Source organism: Synergistaceae bacterium (assembly GCA_031267575.1).
GTDB lineage: Bacteria > Synergistota > Synergistia > Synergistales > Aminobacteriaceae > JAIRYN01.
Map to the genome: position 1 here is coordinate 53,576 of JAIRYN010000047.1, position 17,522 is coordinate 71,097.

The following is a 17,522-nucleotide window of genomic DNA, read 5'->3' on the forward strand; positions in this document are numbered from 1 at the left end:
CCGTCAGGCAAATCTTTTGAGGGTGGGAGCGTCGTTGTTGATGTCTGGGCCGAAGAACTTTATTATAAAAAGATCCTCCGTCCCTGTGTTCACCACGTCAACCCCAGTGCGCGCCCGTATCGCCGTGACCATTATCTCGTCAAGCGCGTGGTCGCCGCCTTTGACCGGTAGACCACCGAATGTTCCCTCGCCGTTCCATACGAGTATGTTGTAAGCACCCCTATCAACGCTTCTTTTTGAAGCTCCCGGATGTACTATCAGTTTCGTGCCGCTGTATTTGCGGGTGTTGTAGAATATCCACCATTCCTCGCAGCCTGCCGTGTGTCCGTCTTCCAGTATGACGGGCGGCGTGTGGTGGTTTTCGTAGAAATACGGGTCGCCGTTCGCTTCCCAGTCGAGCTGTTCAACAGCCGCCATCATACCGCGTTCCTCCAGTTCATCCGGAGGAATATCGCGCGTCAGAACGCTCTTGTCGAGCAGCGTGTGCGCTAGTTTGCCCTGGAACATGCTAGACACGTCGGAATCCTCCTGAAGCTCAATCGTGAGCGCGCTGCCCGGCGCGTGCAGTATGCCAGGAGGTAGGTGGAATCCGTCATCCGGCATATTGATATAGGCGCGCGACAACGCTAGCAGTCTGTCGGTATTCTCCCAGTCCTCCAGGTATTTGGCTATCATGTCCTTGCGGTTCTGGCGGACGATAAAAGGATGTAAGCCGAAGAAGGTTTCGGGGTGTGGGCCGAGGGGAACGCCTGGGGGAAAGTAGTACGACTCTTCCTTTGATTTTTTGCCTATCTTGTCGGTGTCCTGTTGACGCTGGTGGATATGAAAAGGCAATCTGTCGGCGTTGTCGAATATCTTGGGCAGACGTCCGAGGCCTTTATGCGCCGAGGCGTAACCCGCGCCCATGATTTCGTCGGGCAGGGCTTCCACGGCTGCTTTGAGGGTGATGTCCGGCCCTCCGTTGACGCGGATGAATGACAACCCCTCGTCCTGAGTGTGTATCGGGTTTTCGGCCTCGGTGGTCGAGCCGATCCATCGTTCGGTGATAAAACCGCGTTCGCCCACGTCATAAGCATCGACCGGAAGACCAAGGCGTTTTCCGGGCGGCAGGAATACCCGTGAAACCCATGCGGGCTCGAGACGCAGCAAACCTCTATTTTCGGCGATCAGTTTCGCGATTGTGTCTTTGATATTCATAGCGCTAGCCTATTTTGAGCATGGCCGCTCAACTCATGAGCGGCCTCCTGCCCGATTTTGTCCTTACAGCTTGTCCTTGCTTAGGACGGTTACGCCGGTATCCACCGGGTCCTTGGAGACGGTCTTGCCCTCCAGGACAGCTACTGCTGCTTTCACGCCTTCATAGCCCATTACGCCGGGGTTCTGGGCCATCGTCGCTATCAGGTAGCCGTTCTTGATAAGCTCGCGGAGAGCGTCGGACTGGTCGAAGCCGACTCCCAGTACCGCATCGCCAGCCTCCTGAATCGCGTTACCTACGCCGGTGGAGGAACCCTCGTTTGCGCCGAAGAGACCAACCACGCCCTGAGTGATGAAATTATCGGCTATTTCCTTACTCTTTACAACATCGCCCTCGCCGTACTGCGTCTCCAGAATGCTGAACTTCGTCCCCTCGAACGCCGCGCGAAAACCCTTTTCGCGGGCGACGGTGCTAGCGGTTGCCGAGTTCACGTTTACGATACCTATTTTGCCCTCGGTCTTGCCCGCGGATTCCAGAGCCTTTATCAGTTCTTTACCCGCCGTATTGCCCGCGGCTTCGTTGTTGGTGGTGAATATGGCTTCTGCTGGGAAATTCGCGGGAGAATCGACGTAGATGATCTTGACGCCAGCCGCTACCGCTTCCTTCAGCGCCTCGGTGACCGCGTCGGGGCCGTTCGCCGCTAGCAGTATCACGTTCGCTCCGCCGGCCACGGCGTTGTTGATCATTTCTATCTGCTTCGCGTCATCCTTGACGTCGGGAGCGGTCCAGCTGTATGTGACGTTGCCCGCTTCCTTCGCCGCTTTATCCGCGCCTTCGTTCACACCGGCCCAGTGACGATCCATCTGATCCATAGTTATGAGGGTCACTTTGTACTGTGCGGCCGCCGCTCCGCTGACCAAAAACCCCAAAACCAACGTCAACGCCAATACGCAACGCAGTGCTTTCATGATATTACCTCCCTTATATTTTTTACCTTTTGCCGTAAAACCGACTAAACTAAACCTCAGCTTTCACTCCTTTCACGCGTTTTGCGTTTGAACCAGGCGATTTTATTTTTCCCCATCCGCGTCCCCTGACGCACGATGATGTCGAGCAACACCGATATAACGACGATCACGCCGACCGCTATGTTTCTGATCGCGACCGGAGCGCCGGCCAAAATCAGGCCATTCTGGAGAACACTCCATATCGACGCCCCTATCACTGTCCCCAACAGTAACCCCTGACCGCCCAGCGTCGAGACACCGCCTATTACGCTTGCGGCGACGGCGTACAGCTCGTACATATTGCCGGCGTCCATGGTACCCACGCCGCCTGTCGCGCAGACTATGAATCCCACGACACAGGAACAGAAAGCGCTGACAAGATAAGCTGCGGTGACCGTGTAGCCGACATTCACCCCAGACATCCTGGCGGCCTCGATGTTGCTGCCGACGGCGTAAATATGCCGGCCGGTTCTGGTGGACGACAGTATGAAATTGAATATGATCCAAAGCACGACGGCTATCCAGACGGTGCTATAGACTCCCCCGTACTCGCCATAGTAGAACAGGTTGCGGAAAGCTCTCGCGGCCTCGCCGATCGAGTCGGTGTTGTGGTTTTTGTTCACGATCTGAGCGATGCCGCGCGCGATCGTCATGGTGCCGAGCGTCGCTATGAACGGCGGAAGCCCGCACCTCGCGACCAGTACCCCGTTGAGAGCGCCGATCAGCAGACACGAAATCAGAGTTATGGCGACGGCTCCCGACGGAGAGACTCCCTTCGTCATGAGAGTGGCCGATATCATGCAACTCATCCCCACCACGGAGCCTATCGAGAGGTCGATGTTGCCCGTTATGAGCACGAACGACTGGGCTATACCGATTATCAATATCGGGGCCATCTGGCGGAGAAGGTTCCTCAGGTTTCGCGCCGAGACGAAGTTCTCGCTCAGCATACTGAAGATGAAGAAAATTATCGCGAGGCCCACCGTCACCGTTATGACCTGGGGCATTCCCCTGATCGTCAGTATTCGGGCGCCAATACCCCTGTTTTCGCCGCTCATACCGCTTCCTCCCCTTCGACTGCAATATGCGCGCCGAGTTTTTTCTCCTCTTTTTTTTCCTCGAAGCGTGTCGCGCACTCCAATATTTTATTTTGTGTGACCTCGTCGCCTGTGAATTCGCCGGTGACACGTCCCTCGCACATCACCAGCACGCGATCAGCGAAGCCCATTATCTCCGGCATTTCGGACGACACGAACATGACTCCAATGCCTTCTTTTTTGAGTTCATTCATCAGGTTATAGATTTCGACCTTCGCGGCCACGTCGATTCCGCGCGTCGGCTCGTCGAAAATCACGACCCTGGAATTTCGCGCCAGCCATTTGCCGACGACGACCTTCTGCTGATTGCCCCCCGAGAGGCTCCCCGCGTTCACCTCGGGGCTCGAAAGTTTTATGGCGAGATTTTTGACCGTCTCGTCCACCATTTTCATCTCTCTGACGCGGCTCACCACGCCGCCGCCCCCGCAAAGCGAGTCGAGGTTCGGCAACACGACATTCTCTCGCACGGAAAGCCTTACGCACAGGCCGTCCTTCTTGCGGTCCTCGGGCGCGAGGACTATGCCCGCGGAAATCGCATCGGAGGGGCGATTTATTGCAACTTTTTCGCCGTCGAGGAATATTTCGCCTCCGTCCCTGGGATCAATTCCGAATATCGCGCGCGTGAGTTCGGTGCGTCCGGCTCCCATAAGGCCCGCGATGCCCACTATTTCGCCCTCGTAAAGCTCCAGCGAGACGTTTTTCACCGCTTTCCCCGCCGAGAGGTTTTTGACTTCGAATATTTTCCTACCACGCAGACGCTCGACGCAGGGAAATTTTTCCTTTATCTCCCGCCCCACCATGTTGGAAATGATCTCGTCCATGGTGATCTCCGAGAATTTTTTCGAGATGATGAAGCGTCCGTCCCGCATTATGGCAACACGATCGGCGACGCGCTTCAGTTCGTCGAGTCTGTGCGATATGTAGACGATGCCACAATGGCCCTCTCTTTTGAGTGAATGGATTATGCTGAAAAGGTCATCGATTTCTTTTGCCGTCAGAGCGCTTGTTGGCTCGTCCATTATCAGTATACGGGCATTGGCCGAAAGTGCCTTGGCTATCTCGACGAGCTGCTGCTTTGAAACGGTAAGGTCGCCGACGATTGTGTCGGAATCCATGTCGATATTGAGACGTTTTAACACTGCCGCCGCCGCCGCGCTCATCTGGCGTTTAGCCAGGACACCTTTTTTGACGGTCTCACGCCCCAAAAAGATATTTTCCGCCACAGTAAGGTGTGAACAGAGATTGAGTTCCTGGTGGATTATCGCGATTCCCATGTTCTTGGCTTCGCGCGGCGTGATATTGCCCACCGAACGACCGTAAATTTTCATCGTTCCGGCGTCGCGCGTGTAGACCCCGCTCAATATTTTGACGAGCGTCGATTTGCCGGCGCCATTTTCGCCGAGAAGCGCTACAACTTCTCCGGCATTGACACCGAACGACACGTCGTCTAGAACTTTTACGCCAAAGAAAGATTTATCGATATGTTCCAGTTCGGCGAGCAGCTTCACCACATCCTCACCTGTTTTTCACCGATACCGTATAGTATACGGCGTCACGGCGAATCTTTCAATGTAAGTGGTAAGTGAATCTTTCAATAACAAATCTTTCAATGTATGTGAATCTTTCAATATAAATCTTTATGAATCTTTGTGAATCTTTGTGAATATTTGTGAAGCTTTCGATATGACGGAGTTTTCATCCCGCTTGCATCCCGTTCTCATCCCTGCGCTTTCAAAAAAAATTCGACCTCTTCAAGCCGCGGCATGGAATTCGCCGCGCCGCGTCGTGTTGCCACAATAGCGGCGCACGCGTTGGAAAAACGCAGAATATCTGCAAGCTGTGGCATGTCCAGTTTGGCCAATCGGGTGTCCGCCAAAGGCATCAGTTTATACATCACTCCGGCCATGAACGCGTCGCCGCATCCAGTTGTCTCGTTCACCTCGACTTTGAAACCGGGAATCGATATTTCCTGTTTATGCCAACGCGCACGCGCTCCCTTCGAGCCTTCCGTGACGATGAGAAGACCGCTTTCGTTAGCGGGTAGTGCATCGAGGCCCTTTGTTGTATCATTCTTCCCTGTGATCCAGGTCAGGTCATCGTCGCTCAATTTCAGAACATCGACCTCGGATATCCATTCCAGAAGGCGCGGCTTGAAGCTGGGTTTATCTTTCAGGTAAAGCGGGCGGATGTTGGGATCCAGTACGGTGACAACGCCGGCAGATTTCATCGTTTTGAAAAGGCGGACGTAGGTCTCGGACGCTGGCGGGTCGCCCAGGGAGACAGAGCCGAAATGATAGAGCGCAACCTCCGCAGGGTCTATTGGCGGCAGCTCGTCCCAGGTTAGGGATATGTCTGCCGCGTGGTCGCGGTAGAAACGGAACTGTGCTTTACCCTCGGTGTCAATTGCCGCCATAGCGAGGGTGGTATTCTGTCCTTTGCCCTCCAGTAAATACCGAGAATCCAGTCCTTCGTTCAAAAGCAAGCTCTTCAATTCAAGTCCGAACTCGTCCGTTCCCAGCTTTACCAGAAAACCTGTTTTGTGCCCCAGTCGGGCCACCCCTACCGCGGTATTGAAAGGCGAGCCTCCGGGACGCCTCTCGAAGAACTTCGATTTTGCCAGCCCGGCACCGGGGGTCGTCGATAGGAAATCGTACAGGATTTCTCCGCTACACAGCACATGTTTCATGTTTCATGGCTCCTTCGTAGACTCAGGTTGTTGAAAGTGAGAGTGTGTTTTAAAAACTCTCAAATTGACTACAGACTCCATTGTCTCCGTCACTCCGCGAATTGTCAGATTCCATAGTTTTCTGCTCGTACTAATCATATCACGTATTCGGCAAATGAAAACTTTGCCAGCGCGTACTGACGCATACTAAAATGATGACCGCCTGAAAAAAAGACTGGAGGAGATAGATCGCGTCACGGACAGCGTGGCGAATAGAGCACTGGAAGAAATAGCAGAGGCTATTGGTGAAAAGGCCGACAGCCTCACGGTTCAAAAGAACAAAGGTTTTATGTGGCGCTCGTAGGGCCTGCTGATGAGCTTTGTGGTGCTGCTCCGGGCGGCGGTGTCCAACTCAGGATATGTCATGGGGAATGGACATAGCCCTTTCTGGCTACATTCCGAAACAGGCCTGCGTCGAGTGGCAGGGTGGATTTTGAATGTGCCATCGGGATAGATTTTGCTGTTGGGAAGCGGTCCGTTTCTGTTTGAAGTTTATAGCAGCAGTATGAAAAAGATAACCGTCAACAAGCGTTTTGGAGTCAACAAAACAAAAATGAAAATATCGTTCTGTACTTGACATACTCCCACGACTAAAGTCATGGGATTGTAAGATCTACAAAGACAGCAGATTGAAACCGGTCTTACGTCTTCTCCTTTAAGAGTGGATGTCCCCACTCTGAGAATATTTACAGCCGCCTTGATATCCCGATTGATATCCCGGTCGTGTTCCGCTCCGCATCTCGGACACGTCCATCCGTCCATCCACAGATGGACAGAGATGGACAGCGGCAACTCAGGAAGAACATAAAAACAGGATGAACAGATTTTTGACGAAGGATAGAACCTGTAGATTTTTGTTCTATGCGATTTTTATTCCATGATTGCCGTTCTTGTACATCTCCCACGAAAGAATACCGAGAAATTGAGCGTGTCCCAAATCAGATATTTTACGACCCCACATGCGTTGCATAGCTTTCATATTCAAGTCCTTGACTTCAAGTCCTCGACTTCAAGTCCTCGACTTCAAGTCCTTGACTTCAAGTCCTCGACTCCAAGTCCTTGACTTCAAGTCCTTGACTTCAAGTCCTTGACTTCAAGTCCTCGACTTTAAGTCCTCGACTTCAAGTCCTTGACTTCAAGTCCTTGACTTTAAGTCCTTGACTTTAAGTCCTTGACGAAGGAAGATGGAAGCATGCCGCCGTACGAGCTCAAGCGCCAGTTTGTAGTGATAGTCTCTACGTTGATTTGCGATTGTCCTGTGCGTTCTGGCTAGAGCAAACCTTGCTTTCTTATGATTCTTGCTTCCTCGTCTCTTACGGCTGAGTTCTCGCGAAAATTTCTTGAGCTTGCCTGAAGCCCGGCGCATAGATGCATAGAAAGAGGCGACTCAATCTTTTCTCCCTCCGACGTGGTGAGGAATATTTTCAAATCGAAATCGAGACCCAAAATCGAGGCCGACACTTTTACCTGATCTTGCCTCATTCGCTTTGCAATCCTCCGTTTTGCAATCCTCGTCCGTTACGAAGTAGAGCCGGAGGTCACCCAGCGCGTCTCGCTTGATGGTGAGGATTTTTATTTATAAAGTTCTTTGAGTCGGATTTCTACATCACCAACAAGCACCTTGCGCCAATATTTTGGACACTAGAGGAGATGATAGCCAATATTGATAGCCAATATTGAACACAGATGTGTTCGAATAAATCCATCGTTGATAAGCCATAACCATAAAAGGAGTTTAATATGAAAGTAGCAATATGGCAAGAAATCAAATACAAAACAAACGCCGCCAACGGCGGCGTTGCGATTCTCATCCAATCTCATCCAATCTCACCCAATCTCACCCAATCACAGCTGAAGCTGTTGGCTTTCTCATCGCTTTATCGTAAAATCCATAACAAATCTTGTTGCAATGATATTTATTATTTTGATCGTTCTTTATTTGACCGGGATGAACGTTGCGCTTTTATGACGGATGAAATCATTCGTGGTTCACTCATTGTAATCGTCGCTTTTGGCGTATAATTCAAAAAAAACGAACAGCAAGAAAGGAGGCGGGAGAATGTTAACACCGCGCCAGTATCAGCTAGAAGCTATAGAGACTGTTCTGGGTAAGTGGCGTGAAGGCGTGACTCGCCAACTTCTTAGCCTCCCGACCGGAACCGGCAAAACGGTAATTTTTGCTCTGTTAGCCCAGAGACTGGATACGTTCACCCTTATCCTCGCCCATCGGGAAGAACTTTTATCCCAAGCCTACGAGAAAATCACAACCATCATGCCGGAAGCAGACGCCGGGATCTTTCAGGGTTCCAACCGCGAAGGATTGGAGAGCCGGATTTGCATCGCTTCCGTTCAGACGGCGGCGAGACATACGCGCAGCCTTCAACAACGGGGATTCAATCTTTTGATTTGCGATGAAGCCCACCACGCGCGTGCGCAAAGCTATGAGAAGATTCTCAAGAAAACGGGGTTTTTAGAGAACAACCTCAACAAACTCCTTCTCGGAGTGACCGCTACGCCGTACCGAATGGATGGACGTGCTTTAGGTGGTGTTTTTGAGCATATCGTTTTCGAGCGCAGTCTTGTGACCATGATTCGAGAAGGATATTTGAGCGATGTCCGGTGTATTTCGGTCGGGACAAATTCCGACTTAGATAACGTGAGTATCCGCAACGGCGATTTTGCCAGCAACGAGCTAGCGTTAGCGATTGATACTGTCTGCCGCAATCAAGTTATTGTAGATGCCTACAAAAACTATTGTATGGGGAAAAAGGCGGTTGCTTTCGGCGTTTCTGTAGAACATGCGCAAAGCATCGCACGAGAATTCCAGTCCAACGGAATACCATGCGGAGTAATGTGGGGAAACATGGGGGCTGAGGAACGGAAAAAAGAGTTAGCGCGTTTCGCGTCTGGAGAAGTCAAAGTTCTCTCCAATTGCATGTTGCTCACGGAAGGATTCGACGCACCTGACATTGATGCTATCCTGATGTCCCGTCCGACAAGAAGCAAAGGACTCTATACACAGTGCGTGGGGCGCGGCTTGAGACTCGCTCCCGGAAAAAAAGAATGTCTCCTTCTGGATTTTGTAGACATTTCGAGGAAGCACGATTTGTGTAACCTGGGAACCCTGGTGGGGAGAAAAATAAAATCCGGTGAGTCTCTTCTTGAAGTCGTCGAAGAAGGGGAATGGAAAGATCGTGAGCCGCAGTCCGGTCTAATCGTGATTCATAAGAATACCGAAGAGGTAGACCCTCTGAGGCGTGACCGCTTCCAGTGGATATCCTTCGGGAAAGGATACCGTTTACTCGTGAAGGATTTCGCAATCACGTGTGTTCCACACGACAACGGATATTTCGTTTTTCTTGTCCAAAAAGCAGGGAAAACAAGTGTCCTCGTCCAAAAGGCGGTCCCATTGGAGACGGCGATGGCGGCAGCCGAGAATTATGCCTGCAAAACCGTGCAATCGTTTTTCTTCGATCAGGGAGCAAAATGGCGCAAAGAGAAAGCATCGGACAAGCAATTACAACTACTCGACAATCTTCAGTTACCTCATAACCCCGTCATCTCAAAGGGAGAAGCAGCGAATTTACTCAATCAGCATTTCAATCAACCGGCGACGGAAAAGCAAGTGTGGTACTTGAATTTTCATAACCTCCATCCCTTCCCAGAGGTATTGAGCAAAAAGGAGGCGGGGCAAATCATTCAAAAATTCCGAGACGGAGAATTGCAGGAAGAAAAAGCTCTTGTTCCGCAGTATTCATCATTATCGTGATCGCGAACTCCCAACCCCAAACCCCGCTTGACGACAGCTAATTCAAAGAAATTGTACTCCCTATAGAGCGCATAGAGCTTTTCCCTGGAAAGTTTGAGACTATGTGTCTGGCGTTGTGTGAATGTTATTTGTCTGTGATAATGTCCTCTCATAACCCGTCAGGGAAAATGTTCTCATAAAGCAAGAACAAGTGGCTTTGCTATTTGTGAGAACATATAACCAAAATTCCTGGTCTAATTATAGGTACACGTTATTAGCAACAATCCTAAATGCTTTGAAGATGAGCATGATTTCATCTCAAAGTAAATAAATCGGAAAACTATAAATCGGAAAACTATTGAAGGCAACGGAGGTAAAATTATTTGCCTGTTTAGCAAGTATCGCTATAAGTGTAGCTACTATAGCTATAGGAAAAAGAACGCTTGAACCCTTTTTTTGTAAAGTCTTAGCTTCATTTTTTTCAATTTTGGGGATAAACTTCCGCTTCAAGAATATACGTAGTTATTTCCTCAGATGTAGCCATAAGATAGCATATTATAGGTGCATCTGAGGAAATAATCCATGCTGCTCCTTCTTATAAAATTAGCTTATATTTATAGTTTACAGCGCTTATTTATGACTATAATGCCTCAGTCCCTAGAAATTTTCCGAGGATTTTGGATATAAACACTATCTTATGTAGTTTACTGTATTTCCTTTTCTAACTGCTGCTTCTGCTTTTGTTCCTTCTTTATATCCTAGAGCTATCGCACACAAGGGTTTATATCCTTCCGGTAGGTCTAAATCTTTTAGGATTTGCATGTCAATCTCTGAATCTGCAAGTCGAGGTAATCCACTTACCCAGCAAGAACCTATGTCCATGGATTCAGCAGCGATCATAATATTCTCGGCAGCAAGAGAACAATCAAAATCAGGAAACATAGCGCTTTGATTACCAGAAATCACAATAACTGAAGGCGCGTGGAAATACAGATGAAATTTCTCGTCGTTAGCAAGTTGGCGTAAAAATGGCTCGTCTAATTCTTTGTAAATCATCTTTACAGCTTGGGATATTCTATCTAGCAATACCTGATTCTGAACAACCGTAAAATGCCATGATTGCTGATTCGCTGCTGAGGGCGCATATTTTCCAGCTTCTAAAATTTCCTCAAGTTCAACATCCTTGATTTGTTCCAGCCTAAAATTCCGAACGCTTCGCCTATTTCTGATTACTAACAATGTCTCGTTCATAATATGATTCCTCCAATGTCGAAGATGTTGTACAAACATGTTATACTCGTGGTCGAAAACATTTGCCAAGTGATTAGGCTACTTTGTATAAGGGGCTTTCGCTCTTTGGCAAATCTCTCCGCTCGCGAATATATCCTACATAAATAGGTCACTTATCTAACCTATATATATATATTAAGTTACCATGAAGCCTAGCAATGTCAATAGACTCAAAATCATTGCGTGTGACAAATCGTTGCGTATGAGTGTCAAGCGTCTGAGAAAATGTCCTTTTCCGAATTGAGGCGTCCAAGTTCCAGATACATATTAAACGCCTATTTTAAATATTTTTTATTTTTGGAATTAAATTCAAAATATTATAATACTTATAATTTATTAATTAATAAAATTGCTATGTACACTAATTACAATTGTTTATATCTAAACTATAATATTAGATTTTAATATTAATTTGTCATGACTATATTCACATTCTCATGATTTTCCTGATCATTATCACCATTACGATTCTTACTAATATTCCTCCACGGATGATCGGGCGGCGATTTCTTGATTCTCAATAATCTCAATTCCACAGGTAAACAATCCTGGAGTGTTTACCACAGACGCTCTATCCTTCCTTTCTATCCTTCCTTTCACTTGCGGCGTGTTCGTCCTGATGTGCTGAATACCTAGCTCTACCATCGCCTTACCAAAATTCGACAGGGAGATTTGTACTCCGTCCAGTTCCTCATCCAGCGTCATTTTTTCTTTCGGTGAACGAAATATCGTATGTTTATCCGTGTAAATTTCCATAGGCACTCCATATCTCATTATCCCCTCCCTCATTCCCCTCCCTCATTGCCAAGCTGTATCCTTCTGCACACTCGTTTCGTGGAAACACTGCTCCAGTTACGATACTGGTCGCGTCATCAATCACGGCGTGCAGGGCAAAGCGTCCAAACTCTTTTCTAAGCCATTCATATTATGGGAGGACATTATCACAGACGAACGACAAACACTAAGAAGATAGTTGACAAATCAACTGTTATCTATTATATTGTCCGCCAGAGGTGAATAACATGAAAAAGAGCATGATCAGAATCGTCACGATTCTATATAGGAAAAGCCAGTCTTATTTAAGCGTTGCGCTCAGCAAATATAACCTAACAACAGCGGAACAACCTTTTTTCGCGGCGTTACAGGTGTACGACGGTACTACTCAAGATGAACTCTCGGCACTTATCGGCGTTGACAAGTCAGCCACCGCCCGCACAGTAAAACTATTGGAAGGGAAAGGCTATGTTAAACGGGTGCAAGATGAAACTAACAGGCGGCAAAACAGAGTTTTTATAACGGATACAGCGAGAAGACTCTGGTTAAGTGTGGAACATGAACTGATTCATTTCAACGAACTTCTCACACAACATATCGACGCAGACAATCTAGAAATCACTTATAACACACTTTTGCAAATGGAAAAAAACGTCATTTATCTGTCTATAAATAAAAAAACTGCTGTTGAACAGGAGAGAGCAAGATATGGAAACGAAAACCGCCGCCGAAAATAACCCACTTGGGTACGCACCTATTTCGAAGCTGATTATAAAGTTCGCGCTTCCGTCCATCATCAGCCTTCTTGTAAGCGCAGCCTATAATATCACAGATCAGATATTTATCGGTCAGGTCATCGGTATACTTGGGAACGCTGCGACAAATGTCGCGTTTCCACTCACTATACTGACGACCGCCCTGGCTCAGTTGATAGGAGTGGGAGCCGCCGCAAATTTCAATATTTCGATGGGAGCGAAAAAACAGGACAAAGTGGAGGGCATAGTCGGAACGGGACTAACACTTATCTCAGTCTGTGGTCCGTTACTTGCGGCATTTGTGTTTCTGCTGAAAACTCCGATACTCTTGCTGTGTGGAGCAACGGATAACGTGCTGCCTTATGCTGAATCATACCTTGGAATAACAGTAATTGGCCTGCCGTTTTTCCTGTTTTCCCAAGCGGCGAGCCAGCTTATACGCGCCGACGGAAGCCCAACATATTTTATGATGTCCAATCTCACCGGCGCGGTTCTGAATGTTTTCCTCGACTGGCTATTTATGTATCCGTTAGGTTGGGGAATACAAGGCGCTGCTGCGGCAACCGTAATCGGACAAATTGTTTCGTTCTTAATTTGCGTTCGGTACTTCACGCGATTTAAGGCATTTAAGATTAAACTTGAAACTTGTCGGATAAAATTATCATACGTTACCGATATAGCCAAACTTGGAACATCCAACTTCATTAATCATCTTATTATGATGGTTGTCAACATTGTTATGAACAACACTCTTGCCTATTATGGTGCGCTCGCGGCATATGGCAGCGACATTCCTCTTGCCGTTTCCGGTGTCATTGCAAAACTTGACAGAATACTGATAGCGTTTACCGTTGGAATTGCGCAAGGCTGTCAGCCGATTCTTGGCTTCAATATGGGAGCAAAAAACTATGATAGGGTAAAAGGAACATACAAGAAGGCTCTTGTTGCAACGCTGTGCATTAGCATAATGGCATTTCTGGCATTTCAGTTATTCCCTCGGCAGATTGTCAGCATATTCGGCGTGGGTGACGAACTCTACTTCAGTTTTGCGAAGCGTTATGTGCGTATCTTTATGCTGATGGTATGTGTTTATGGCGTACAGCCGCTGTCGGTCAATTTTTTTTCAGGCATTGGCAATGCGCGGCAGGGAATTATGCTTTCCTTATCTCGGCAGGGATTTTTCCTGCTTCCGTTACTGATGATTCTGCCGATGATGTTTGGGCTTGATGGTGTTCTGTACGCTGGCCCGATAGCTGATTCGCTCGCCTGCGCTTTATCATTGGCGATGGTTTTCAAGAATTTCAAAGAGTTGGCGGTTTGGAATATGAATAAGGTGTAGTGGATCCAACGTGTTGGTGCGCTTTCCTGAAGGCACTGATATCAACGTTTAAAATCTATTCATTAACACGTTCAGTCCACTATCGAATAAGGAGCGTATGCGCAAATAAATATTTATGCATTCTTTGCTATATCGTTTGTGAATCTTTTCGAGAAAACGATAGAGGCGTTTTCTCCGGAATGGGCGATAAAGTGAGAAGGCACGAGATATCGACTAAACTACATTAGAATCACGCGATACGAAAGAAACCCCGGAAGGCATCGTAAAAAACCAAAGGATTCTCCTCGTTCGAGCCTATGAAATAGAGGATATAAGTGCTGACTAATCCTTATGTTTGCATGGTCGACCCTACATCGTCGCCGAGGCACGGGTACTGCTGATCAACATAAAATACTGGCATATCGCTCGTCTCAGAGAACAGAAAAAGGCGGAAAACAAAGAAATCGACGCAGCAAAGCAAATCCGGCGAAAGTGAAATTACAACAGATTCCGCCGGATCAGTCAATTGAGGTTACGGATGCCTTGCCGTTTTGCTCCGAAGGAACCAGCCGCATCATCGGATCGTTGGGAATAAAAAGTGACAGTAGAAATAAAACCAACAGCGAGACAAAAGCGCCTTAATGAAATTTTAGTTTTCGATTATAGGCGGAAGGATCTTGAAATTTTCGACATCAATCAACCCTTTATCTGTCAGTTTCCATTTGGGGCTCGTCGATAACGCAAGAAAAGACAGGTGCATAAAGGGAGCGTGTAAAATTCCTCCCAATTGCTCACGTACTATCTTTTCCAACGACTCGGTTTTATCACTTACTTCACTGCCCGTGAGTTCATCCGTTATGAGTCCTCCAATCGGCAAGGGCAAGTCGTCAAGGATTTTTCCGTCCCTGGCGACAGTGATTCCGCCCCCCATTTGGATGACATGGTTGACGGCAACTATGATGTCTTTTAGGTTTGTTCCGGCCGCTATAATATTGTGAGTATCGTGAGCTACGCTTTCCGCGATAGCTCCGTGTTTGAGGCCCATGCCTGTAAGGAAACATTTTCCGATGTTTCCGTTGCGCCCATAGCGTTCGACACAACACATAAATAAGATATCATTTTGTGGATCAGCCTGAACAATTCCCTTCTCGACCCGGAGTACAATCTCTTTTTTGTCGGTCAGATTTTGATCTGGAATGACGACGATACAGCGCCCCGTTACCTGCGTCGATTCCGAACTTATGGAGATGTCTTTTTCCACGACAGGTCCGCGCCTAACTGAATGTTTGACTGTATTGGGATACCGATAGGGTGGCATCTCGATAAGTAATTTGCCATTTTTGGCGACCAACTCACCGCTCAGGAACACAGCGCTGACTTTCATCTCTGCTAGATTCTCAATAATAGCTAAATCGGCTCTCAGCCCTGGGGCGATCGCTCCTCTGTCCTGCAATCCAAAATAATTCGCAGGATTAATCGTCACCATCTGGATTGCCTCTACTGGGTCTACTCCTTCACGGATTGTTCTTCGAACAATTTCATTCATATGACCGAGGTTTTGCAGGTCGCCCGCCATCATATCGTCTGTAGCGAGTATACATCTTCTGGAATCCATTCCGTCTTCCGTAACCGCCTTAATACACTCTGCCATATTCTTTTGGGTGGAACCTTCCCGCATAAATACATGAACACCTTGGCGGAGCTTTTCTACACATTCTGCCTTCGTCGTAGTCTCGTGACAGGACGTGCGCCCGCCAGTGGCAATAATATGCGCGGCCAATTCATTGCCGAATAAATCTGGAGCGTTACCGTCTACAACGCGACCTATGCCGCGAGCATAAGTAGTAGACGCGACTAAATCCGTGATGATTTCCGGGGTGTTCTTGTAGACGTGTTTCGCTATGGAGAATCCTTGCAGCTCACCGATACCGATAATATTGGGATAGTTCAGCAATATTTCCATGTCTTTTGAATTCACGTCAACACCTGCTGTTTCTAATGCCGGACAATCCGGAGCGAGCGCGGGAACAACCAGACGAACATAATTGGGAACAGTTCCGGCCTCGTCGGCCATAGCCATCATGCCGACTGGTCCCAAGGCGTTGCCAATTTCATGAGGGTCCGCAATCAAAGTAGTTGTTCCTGAAGGAATAGATAGACGAGAAAATTCTGTTATGGTAAGCATACTGCTTTCGAAATGCATGTGAGAATCAATAAAACCAGGAGACACATACATTCCCTGAATATCGACCACAAGCGTATCGGGTCCTATCATGCTTTCTACATCGCCGGCCATGAGGAGATATGGTTTTTTTATCGCAATGTCGGCCGGGTAAATTTCCCCTGTCAAAGTGTTGATGACGCTTCCGCCATGAAGTACCAGATCAGCGAAGCGATCATCCGACAACAACACGTCGATCAGGGCTCGGTAATCAAGAGCTTTTTTGATAGTTGTCACATTATTCAAGGGTTTCACTCTTTTCTTGGGTTATCGATCATATCCAATGGTCGTTTGTCTCGAATTTATCAACGATTCCTATAATTGCGGCATCGGCAGCGGAATCTTTTTTGTTTAAAGCGTTGCGAGCAGCAGTTCCAGTTGCGAAAATAACCAATTCGCCCACACCGGCTCCAACAGTATCGACCATCACTCGCGCTTCCTCAGTCGGGCGTAACGTCAAATTCAAAGGTTGTACGATCAACAACTTTGTTCCCACAAGGGTGGTATCCTTACGGGTAGCGACAACAGTACCGACAATTCTCCCCACATACATGCTGAAACATTCCTTTCCAAAGGGCTCATGGCACCGTTTTGCGCAGTGTAATTCCCGCTTCTTTGGCCGCATCAGCGGCCAAAGAAGTAATAATCGCGTCACGCGGCAGATCCCAAGTTGTGTTTTTACCCTTGAAAGAGTAAATATCCCCTTGGGTAACGACCATTTTTTTCTGCCGCTTTTCTGATACGTGAAGTTCTTCCGGTTTGATTTCTTTATTAGAGTCTTTTTTAGTTGGGCAAGGATTTATCTTCACCAGCTCATCCAGAAGAACGGCCAAGTATTTTCCGTTTGGAACCGATTTGATGCCCATATTCCCCAAATTCACCGCATAAGTGGCGTAGAGGTCTTTTAATGTGTTGTTTTTCGAGGCAGTTCCGTTTAGCGTCTTCAGACAATCGAGATTCACATATACGTCTATGCCATGCCAGATAGCTTGCAAAATGATCTTCGCGCATGCCGTATCTTGCAATCCGAGCGCGAGCCTCGCAAGCGAATCTTGAGAACACGCGGCTACCACGTACTTCCACGTTGGCCGCACCTTGTCCACGACATTATCTTCCAAACAATACTTATATTGAGGTTTCCATTTTAAGCAGCTAATTATCTGTGAAGAGGCTACCGCCGCGACGCGGTATCCAAATCTTGTCAAGGGATGCAGTACTCTAAAAAAAGGTAACGCTTCTTCTACAGATAAATCGGTAACGGCAAAGACAGAAGGTTTTCCGAAATCCTCATGGGCGTGCGCGTCCGACAAACCCTCCACATTTTGCCGTGTAACATCAACAATCGAGTGAGCGTAAGGGACAACTCGGGACAATATAGATTCCGTAAAAGAC

The 17,522-nt window shown here is 47.8% G+C and carries 18 protein-coding genes; 6 read left to right on the forward strand and 12 right to left on the reverse strand.

Annotated elements, in window-relative coordinates:
- Positions 1-3: 3 nt before the first annotated feature.
- The 5 genes from LBJ36_06935 to LBJ36_06955 all read right to left on the reverse strand — a co-directional run bounded on the left by LBJ36_06935 (position 4) and on the right by LBJ36_06955 (position 5,985).
- Entirely contained in the window at positions 4-1,197 is a 1,194-nt protein-coding gene (locus tag LBJ36_06935; GenBank protein MDR1378772.1) for a hypothetical protein, read from the reverse strand.
- Between the two features lie 63 nt (positions 1,198-1,260).
- Positions 1,261-2,163 carry a substrate-binding domain-containing protein gene (locus tag LBJ36_06940; protein ID MDR1378773.1) on the reverse strand — a complete coding sequence of 301 codons (903 nt, stop codon included), beginning with the start codon at positions 2,161-2,163 and terminating at the stop codon, positions 1,261-1,263.
- Positions 2,164-2,219: 56 nt separating this feature from the next.
- Complete coding sequence (locus LBJ36_06945; protein ID MDR1378774.1) at positions 2,220-3,260, reverse strand: ABC transporter permease; 1,041 nt, start codon at positions 3,258-3,260, stop codon at positions 2,220-2,222.
- Complete coding sequence (locus LBJ36_06950; GenBank protein ID MDR1378775.1) at positions 3,257-4,807, reverse strand: sugar ABC transporter ATP-binding protein; 1,551 nt, start codon at positions 4,805-4,807, stop codon at positions 3,257-3,259. The genes LBJ36_06945 and LBJ36_06950 overlap by 4 nt, the downstream gene beginning before the upstream one ends.
- A gap of 209 nt (positions 4,808-5,016) precedes the next feature.
- Positions 5,017-5,985 (reverse strand): carbohydrate kinase, encoded by a 969-nt coding sequence (locus tag LBJ36_06955; protein ID MDR1378776.1) that lies wholly within the window; start codon positions 5,983-5,985, stop codon positions 5,017-5,019.
- A 352-nt stretch (positions 5,986-6,337) separates the two neighbouring features.
- On the opposite strand from LBJ36_06955, the gene LBJ36_06960 reads away from it, so the two are divergent.
- On the forward strand, positions 6,338-6,478 hold the full coding sequence (locus tag LBJ36_06960; GenBank protein MDR1378777.1) for a hypothetical protein: 141 nt from the start codon (positions 6,338-6,340) through the stop codon (positions 6,476-6,478).
- 38 nt (positions 6,479-6,516) lie between these two features.
- Here LBJ36_06960 and LBJ36_06965 read toward each other — a convergent pair whose 3' ends face one another.
- Positions 6,517-6,876 carry a transposase gene (locus LBJ36_06965; GenBank protein ID MDR1378778.1) on the reverse strand — a complete coding sequence of 120 codons (360 nt, stop codon included), beginning with the start codon at positions 6,874-6,876 and terminating at the stop codon, positions 6,517-6,519.
- Positions 6,877-7,159: 283 nt separating this feature from the next.
- Positions 7,160-7,390, reverse strand: coding sequence for a transposase (locus tag LBJ36_06970; GenBank protein MDR1378779.1), 231 nt, complete (start codon positions 7,388-7,390; stop codon positions 7,160-7,162).
- 374 nt (positions 7,391-7,764) lie between these two features.
- Here LBJ36_06970 and LBJ36_06975 point away from each other — a divergent pair, with 374 nt between their 5' ends.
- A complete protein-coding gene (locus LBJ36_06975) occupies positions 7,765-8,046 on the forward strand; it encodes a hypothetical protein (GenBank protein ID MDR1378780.1) in 282 nt (93 codons plus the stop codon).
- Between the two features lie 37 nt (positions 8,047-8,083).
- Positions 8,084-9,793, forward strand: coding sequence for a DEAD/DEAH box helicase (locus tag LBJ36_06980; protein MDR1378781.1), 1,710 nt, complete (start codon positions 8,084-8,086; stop codon positions 9,791-9,793).
- A gap of 669 nt (positions 9,794-10,462) precedes the next feature.
- Here the strand turns inward: LBJ36_06980 and LBJ36_06985 are convergent.
- Together LBJ36_06985 and LBJ36_06990 are read right to left on the reverse strand one after the other, a co-directional pair.
- Positions 10,463-11,023: a nitroreductase family protein gene (locus tag LBJ36_06985; GenBank protein ID MDR1378782.1), complete on the reverse strand. Its 561-nt coding sequence runs from the start codon at positions 11,021-11,023 to the stop codon at positions 10,463-10,465.
- A gap of 513 nt (positions 11,024-11,536) precedes the next feature.
- Positions 11,537-11,836: a hypothetical protein gene (locus tag LBJ36_06990; GenBank protein MDR1378783.1), complete on the reverse strand. Its 300-nt coding sequence runs from the start codon at positions 11,834-11,836 to the stop codon at positions 11,537-11,539.
- A gap of 248 nt (positions 11,837-12,084) precedes the next feature.
- On the opposite strand from LBJ36_06990, the gene LBJ36_06995 reads away from it, so the two are divergent.
- The 3 genes from LBJ36_06995 (at position 12,085) to LBJ36_07005 (ending at position 14,551) form a co-directional block, all read left to right on the forward strand.
- Positions 12,085-12,573, forward strand: a complete 489-nt coding sequence (locus tag LBJ36_06995) for a MarR family winged helix-turn-helix transcriptional regulator (GenBank protein ID MDR1378784.1) — start codon at positions 12,085-12,087, stop codon at positions 12,571-12,573.
- On the forward strand, positions 12,545-13,930 hold the full coding sequence (locus LBJ36_07000) for an MATE family efflux transporter (protein MDR1378785.1): 1,386 nt from the start codon (positions 12,545-12,547) through the stop codon (positions 13,928-13,930). The genes LBJ36_06995 and LBJ36_07000 overlap by 29 nt, the downstream gene beginning before the upstream one ends.
- Positions 13,931-14,260: 330 nt before the next feature.
- Positions 14,261-14,551 (forward strand): hypothetical protein, encoded by a 291-nt coding sequence (locus tag LBJ36_07005; GenBank protein ID MDR1378786.1) that lies wholly within the window; start codon positions 14,261-14,263, stop codon positions 14,549-14,551.
- Positions 14,552-14,558: 7 nt separating this feature from the next.
- Here the strand turns inward: LBJ36_07005 and LBJ36_07010 are convergent, their stop codons facing one another.
- Genes LBJ36_07010 through LBJ36_07020 form a run of 3 tightly spaced genes read right to left on the reverse strand, consistent with a single transcriptional unit; the run spans position 14,559 to position 17,440 of the window.
- Entirely contained in the window at positions 14,559-16,367 is a 1,809-nt protein-coding gene (locus LBJ36_07010; GenBank protein MDR1378787.1) for an amidohydrolase family protein, read from the reverse strand.
- 37 nt (positions 16,368-16,404) lie between these two features.
- Positions 16,405-16,683 carry a EutN/CcmL family microcompartment protein gene (locus LBJ36_07015; GenBank protein ID MDR1378788.1) on the reverse strand — a complete coding sequence of 93 codons (279 nt, stop codon included), beginning with the start codon at positions 16,681-16,683 and terminating at the stop codon, positions 16,405-16,407.
- A gap of 25 nt (positions 16,684-16,708) precedes the next feature.
- On the reverse strand, positions 16,709-17,440 hold the full coding sequence (locus LBJ36_07020; GenBank protein ID MDR1378789.1) for a hypothetical protein: 732 nt from the start codon (positions 17,438-17,440) through the stop codon (positions 16,709-16,711).
- Between the last annotated feature and the right edge of the window lie 82 nt (positions 17,441-17,522).

Excerpts from the sequence above, each read along its gene's own strand:
- LBJ36_06935 (MDR1378772.1), bottom strand. The coding sequence starts at position 1,197 with ATGAATATCAAAGACACAATCGCGAAACTGATCGCCGAAAATAGAGGT.
- LBJ36_06940 (MDR1378773.1), bottom strand. The coding sequence starts at position 2,163 with ATGAAAGCACTGCGTTGCGTATTGGCGTTGACGTTGGTTTTGGGGTTT.
- LBJ36_06945 (MDR1378774.1), bottom strand. The coding sequence starts at position 3,260 with ATGAGCGGCGAAAACAGGGGTATTGGCGCCCGAATACTGACGATCAGG.
- LBJ36_06955 (MDR1378776.1), bottom strand. The coding sequence starts at position 5,985 with ATGAAACATGTGCTGTGTAGCGGAGAAATCCTGTACGATTTCCTATCG.
- LBJ36_06960 (MDR1378777.1), top strand. The coding sequence starts at position 6,338 with ATGAGCTTTGTGGTGCTGCTCCGGGCGGCGGTGTCCAACTCAGGATAT.
- LBJ36_06970 (MDR1378779.1), bottom strand. The coding sequence starts at position 7,390 with ATGCGCCGGGCTTCAGGCAAGCTCAAGAAATTTTCGCGAGAACTCAGC.
- LBJ36_06975 (MDR1378780.1), top strand. The coding sequence starts at position 7,765 with ATGAAAGTAGCAATATGGCAAGAAATCAAATACAAAACAAACGCCGCC.
- LBJ36_06980 (MDR1378781.1), top strand. The coding sequence starts at position 8,084 with ATGTTAACACCGCGCCAGTATCAGCTAGAAGCTATAGAGACTGTTCTG.
- LBJ36_06985 (MDR1378782.1), bottom strand. The coding sequence starts at position 11,023 with ATGAACGAGACATTGTTAGTAATCAGAAATAGGCGAAGCGTTCGGAAT.
- LBJ36_06990 (MDR1378783.1), bottom strand. The coding sequence starts at position 11,836 with ATGAGATATGGAGTGCCTATGGAAATTTACACGGATAAACATACGATA.
- LBJ36_06995 (MDR1378784.1), top strand. The coding sequence starts at position 12,085 with ATGAAAAAGAGCATGATCAGAATCGTCACGATTCTATATAGGAAAAGC.
- LBJ36_07000 (MDR1378785.1), top strand. The coding sequence starts at position 12,545 with ATGGAAACGAAAACCGCCGCCGAAAATAACCCACTTGGGTACGCACCT.
- LBJ36_07005 (MDR1378786.1), top strand. The coding sequence starts at position 14,261 with ATGTTTGCATGGTCGACCCTACATCGTCGCCGAGGCACGGGTACTGCT.
- LBJ36_07015 (MDR1378788.1), bottom strand. The coding sequence starts at position 16,683 with ATGTATGTGGGGAGAATTGTCGGTACTGTTGTCGCTACCCGTAAGGAT.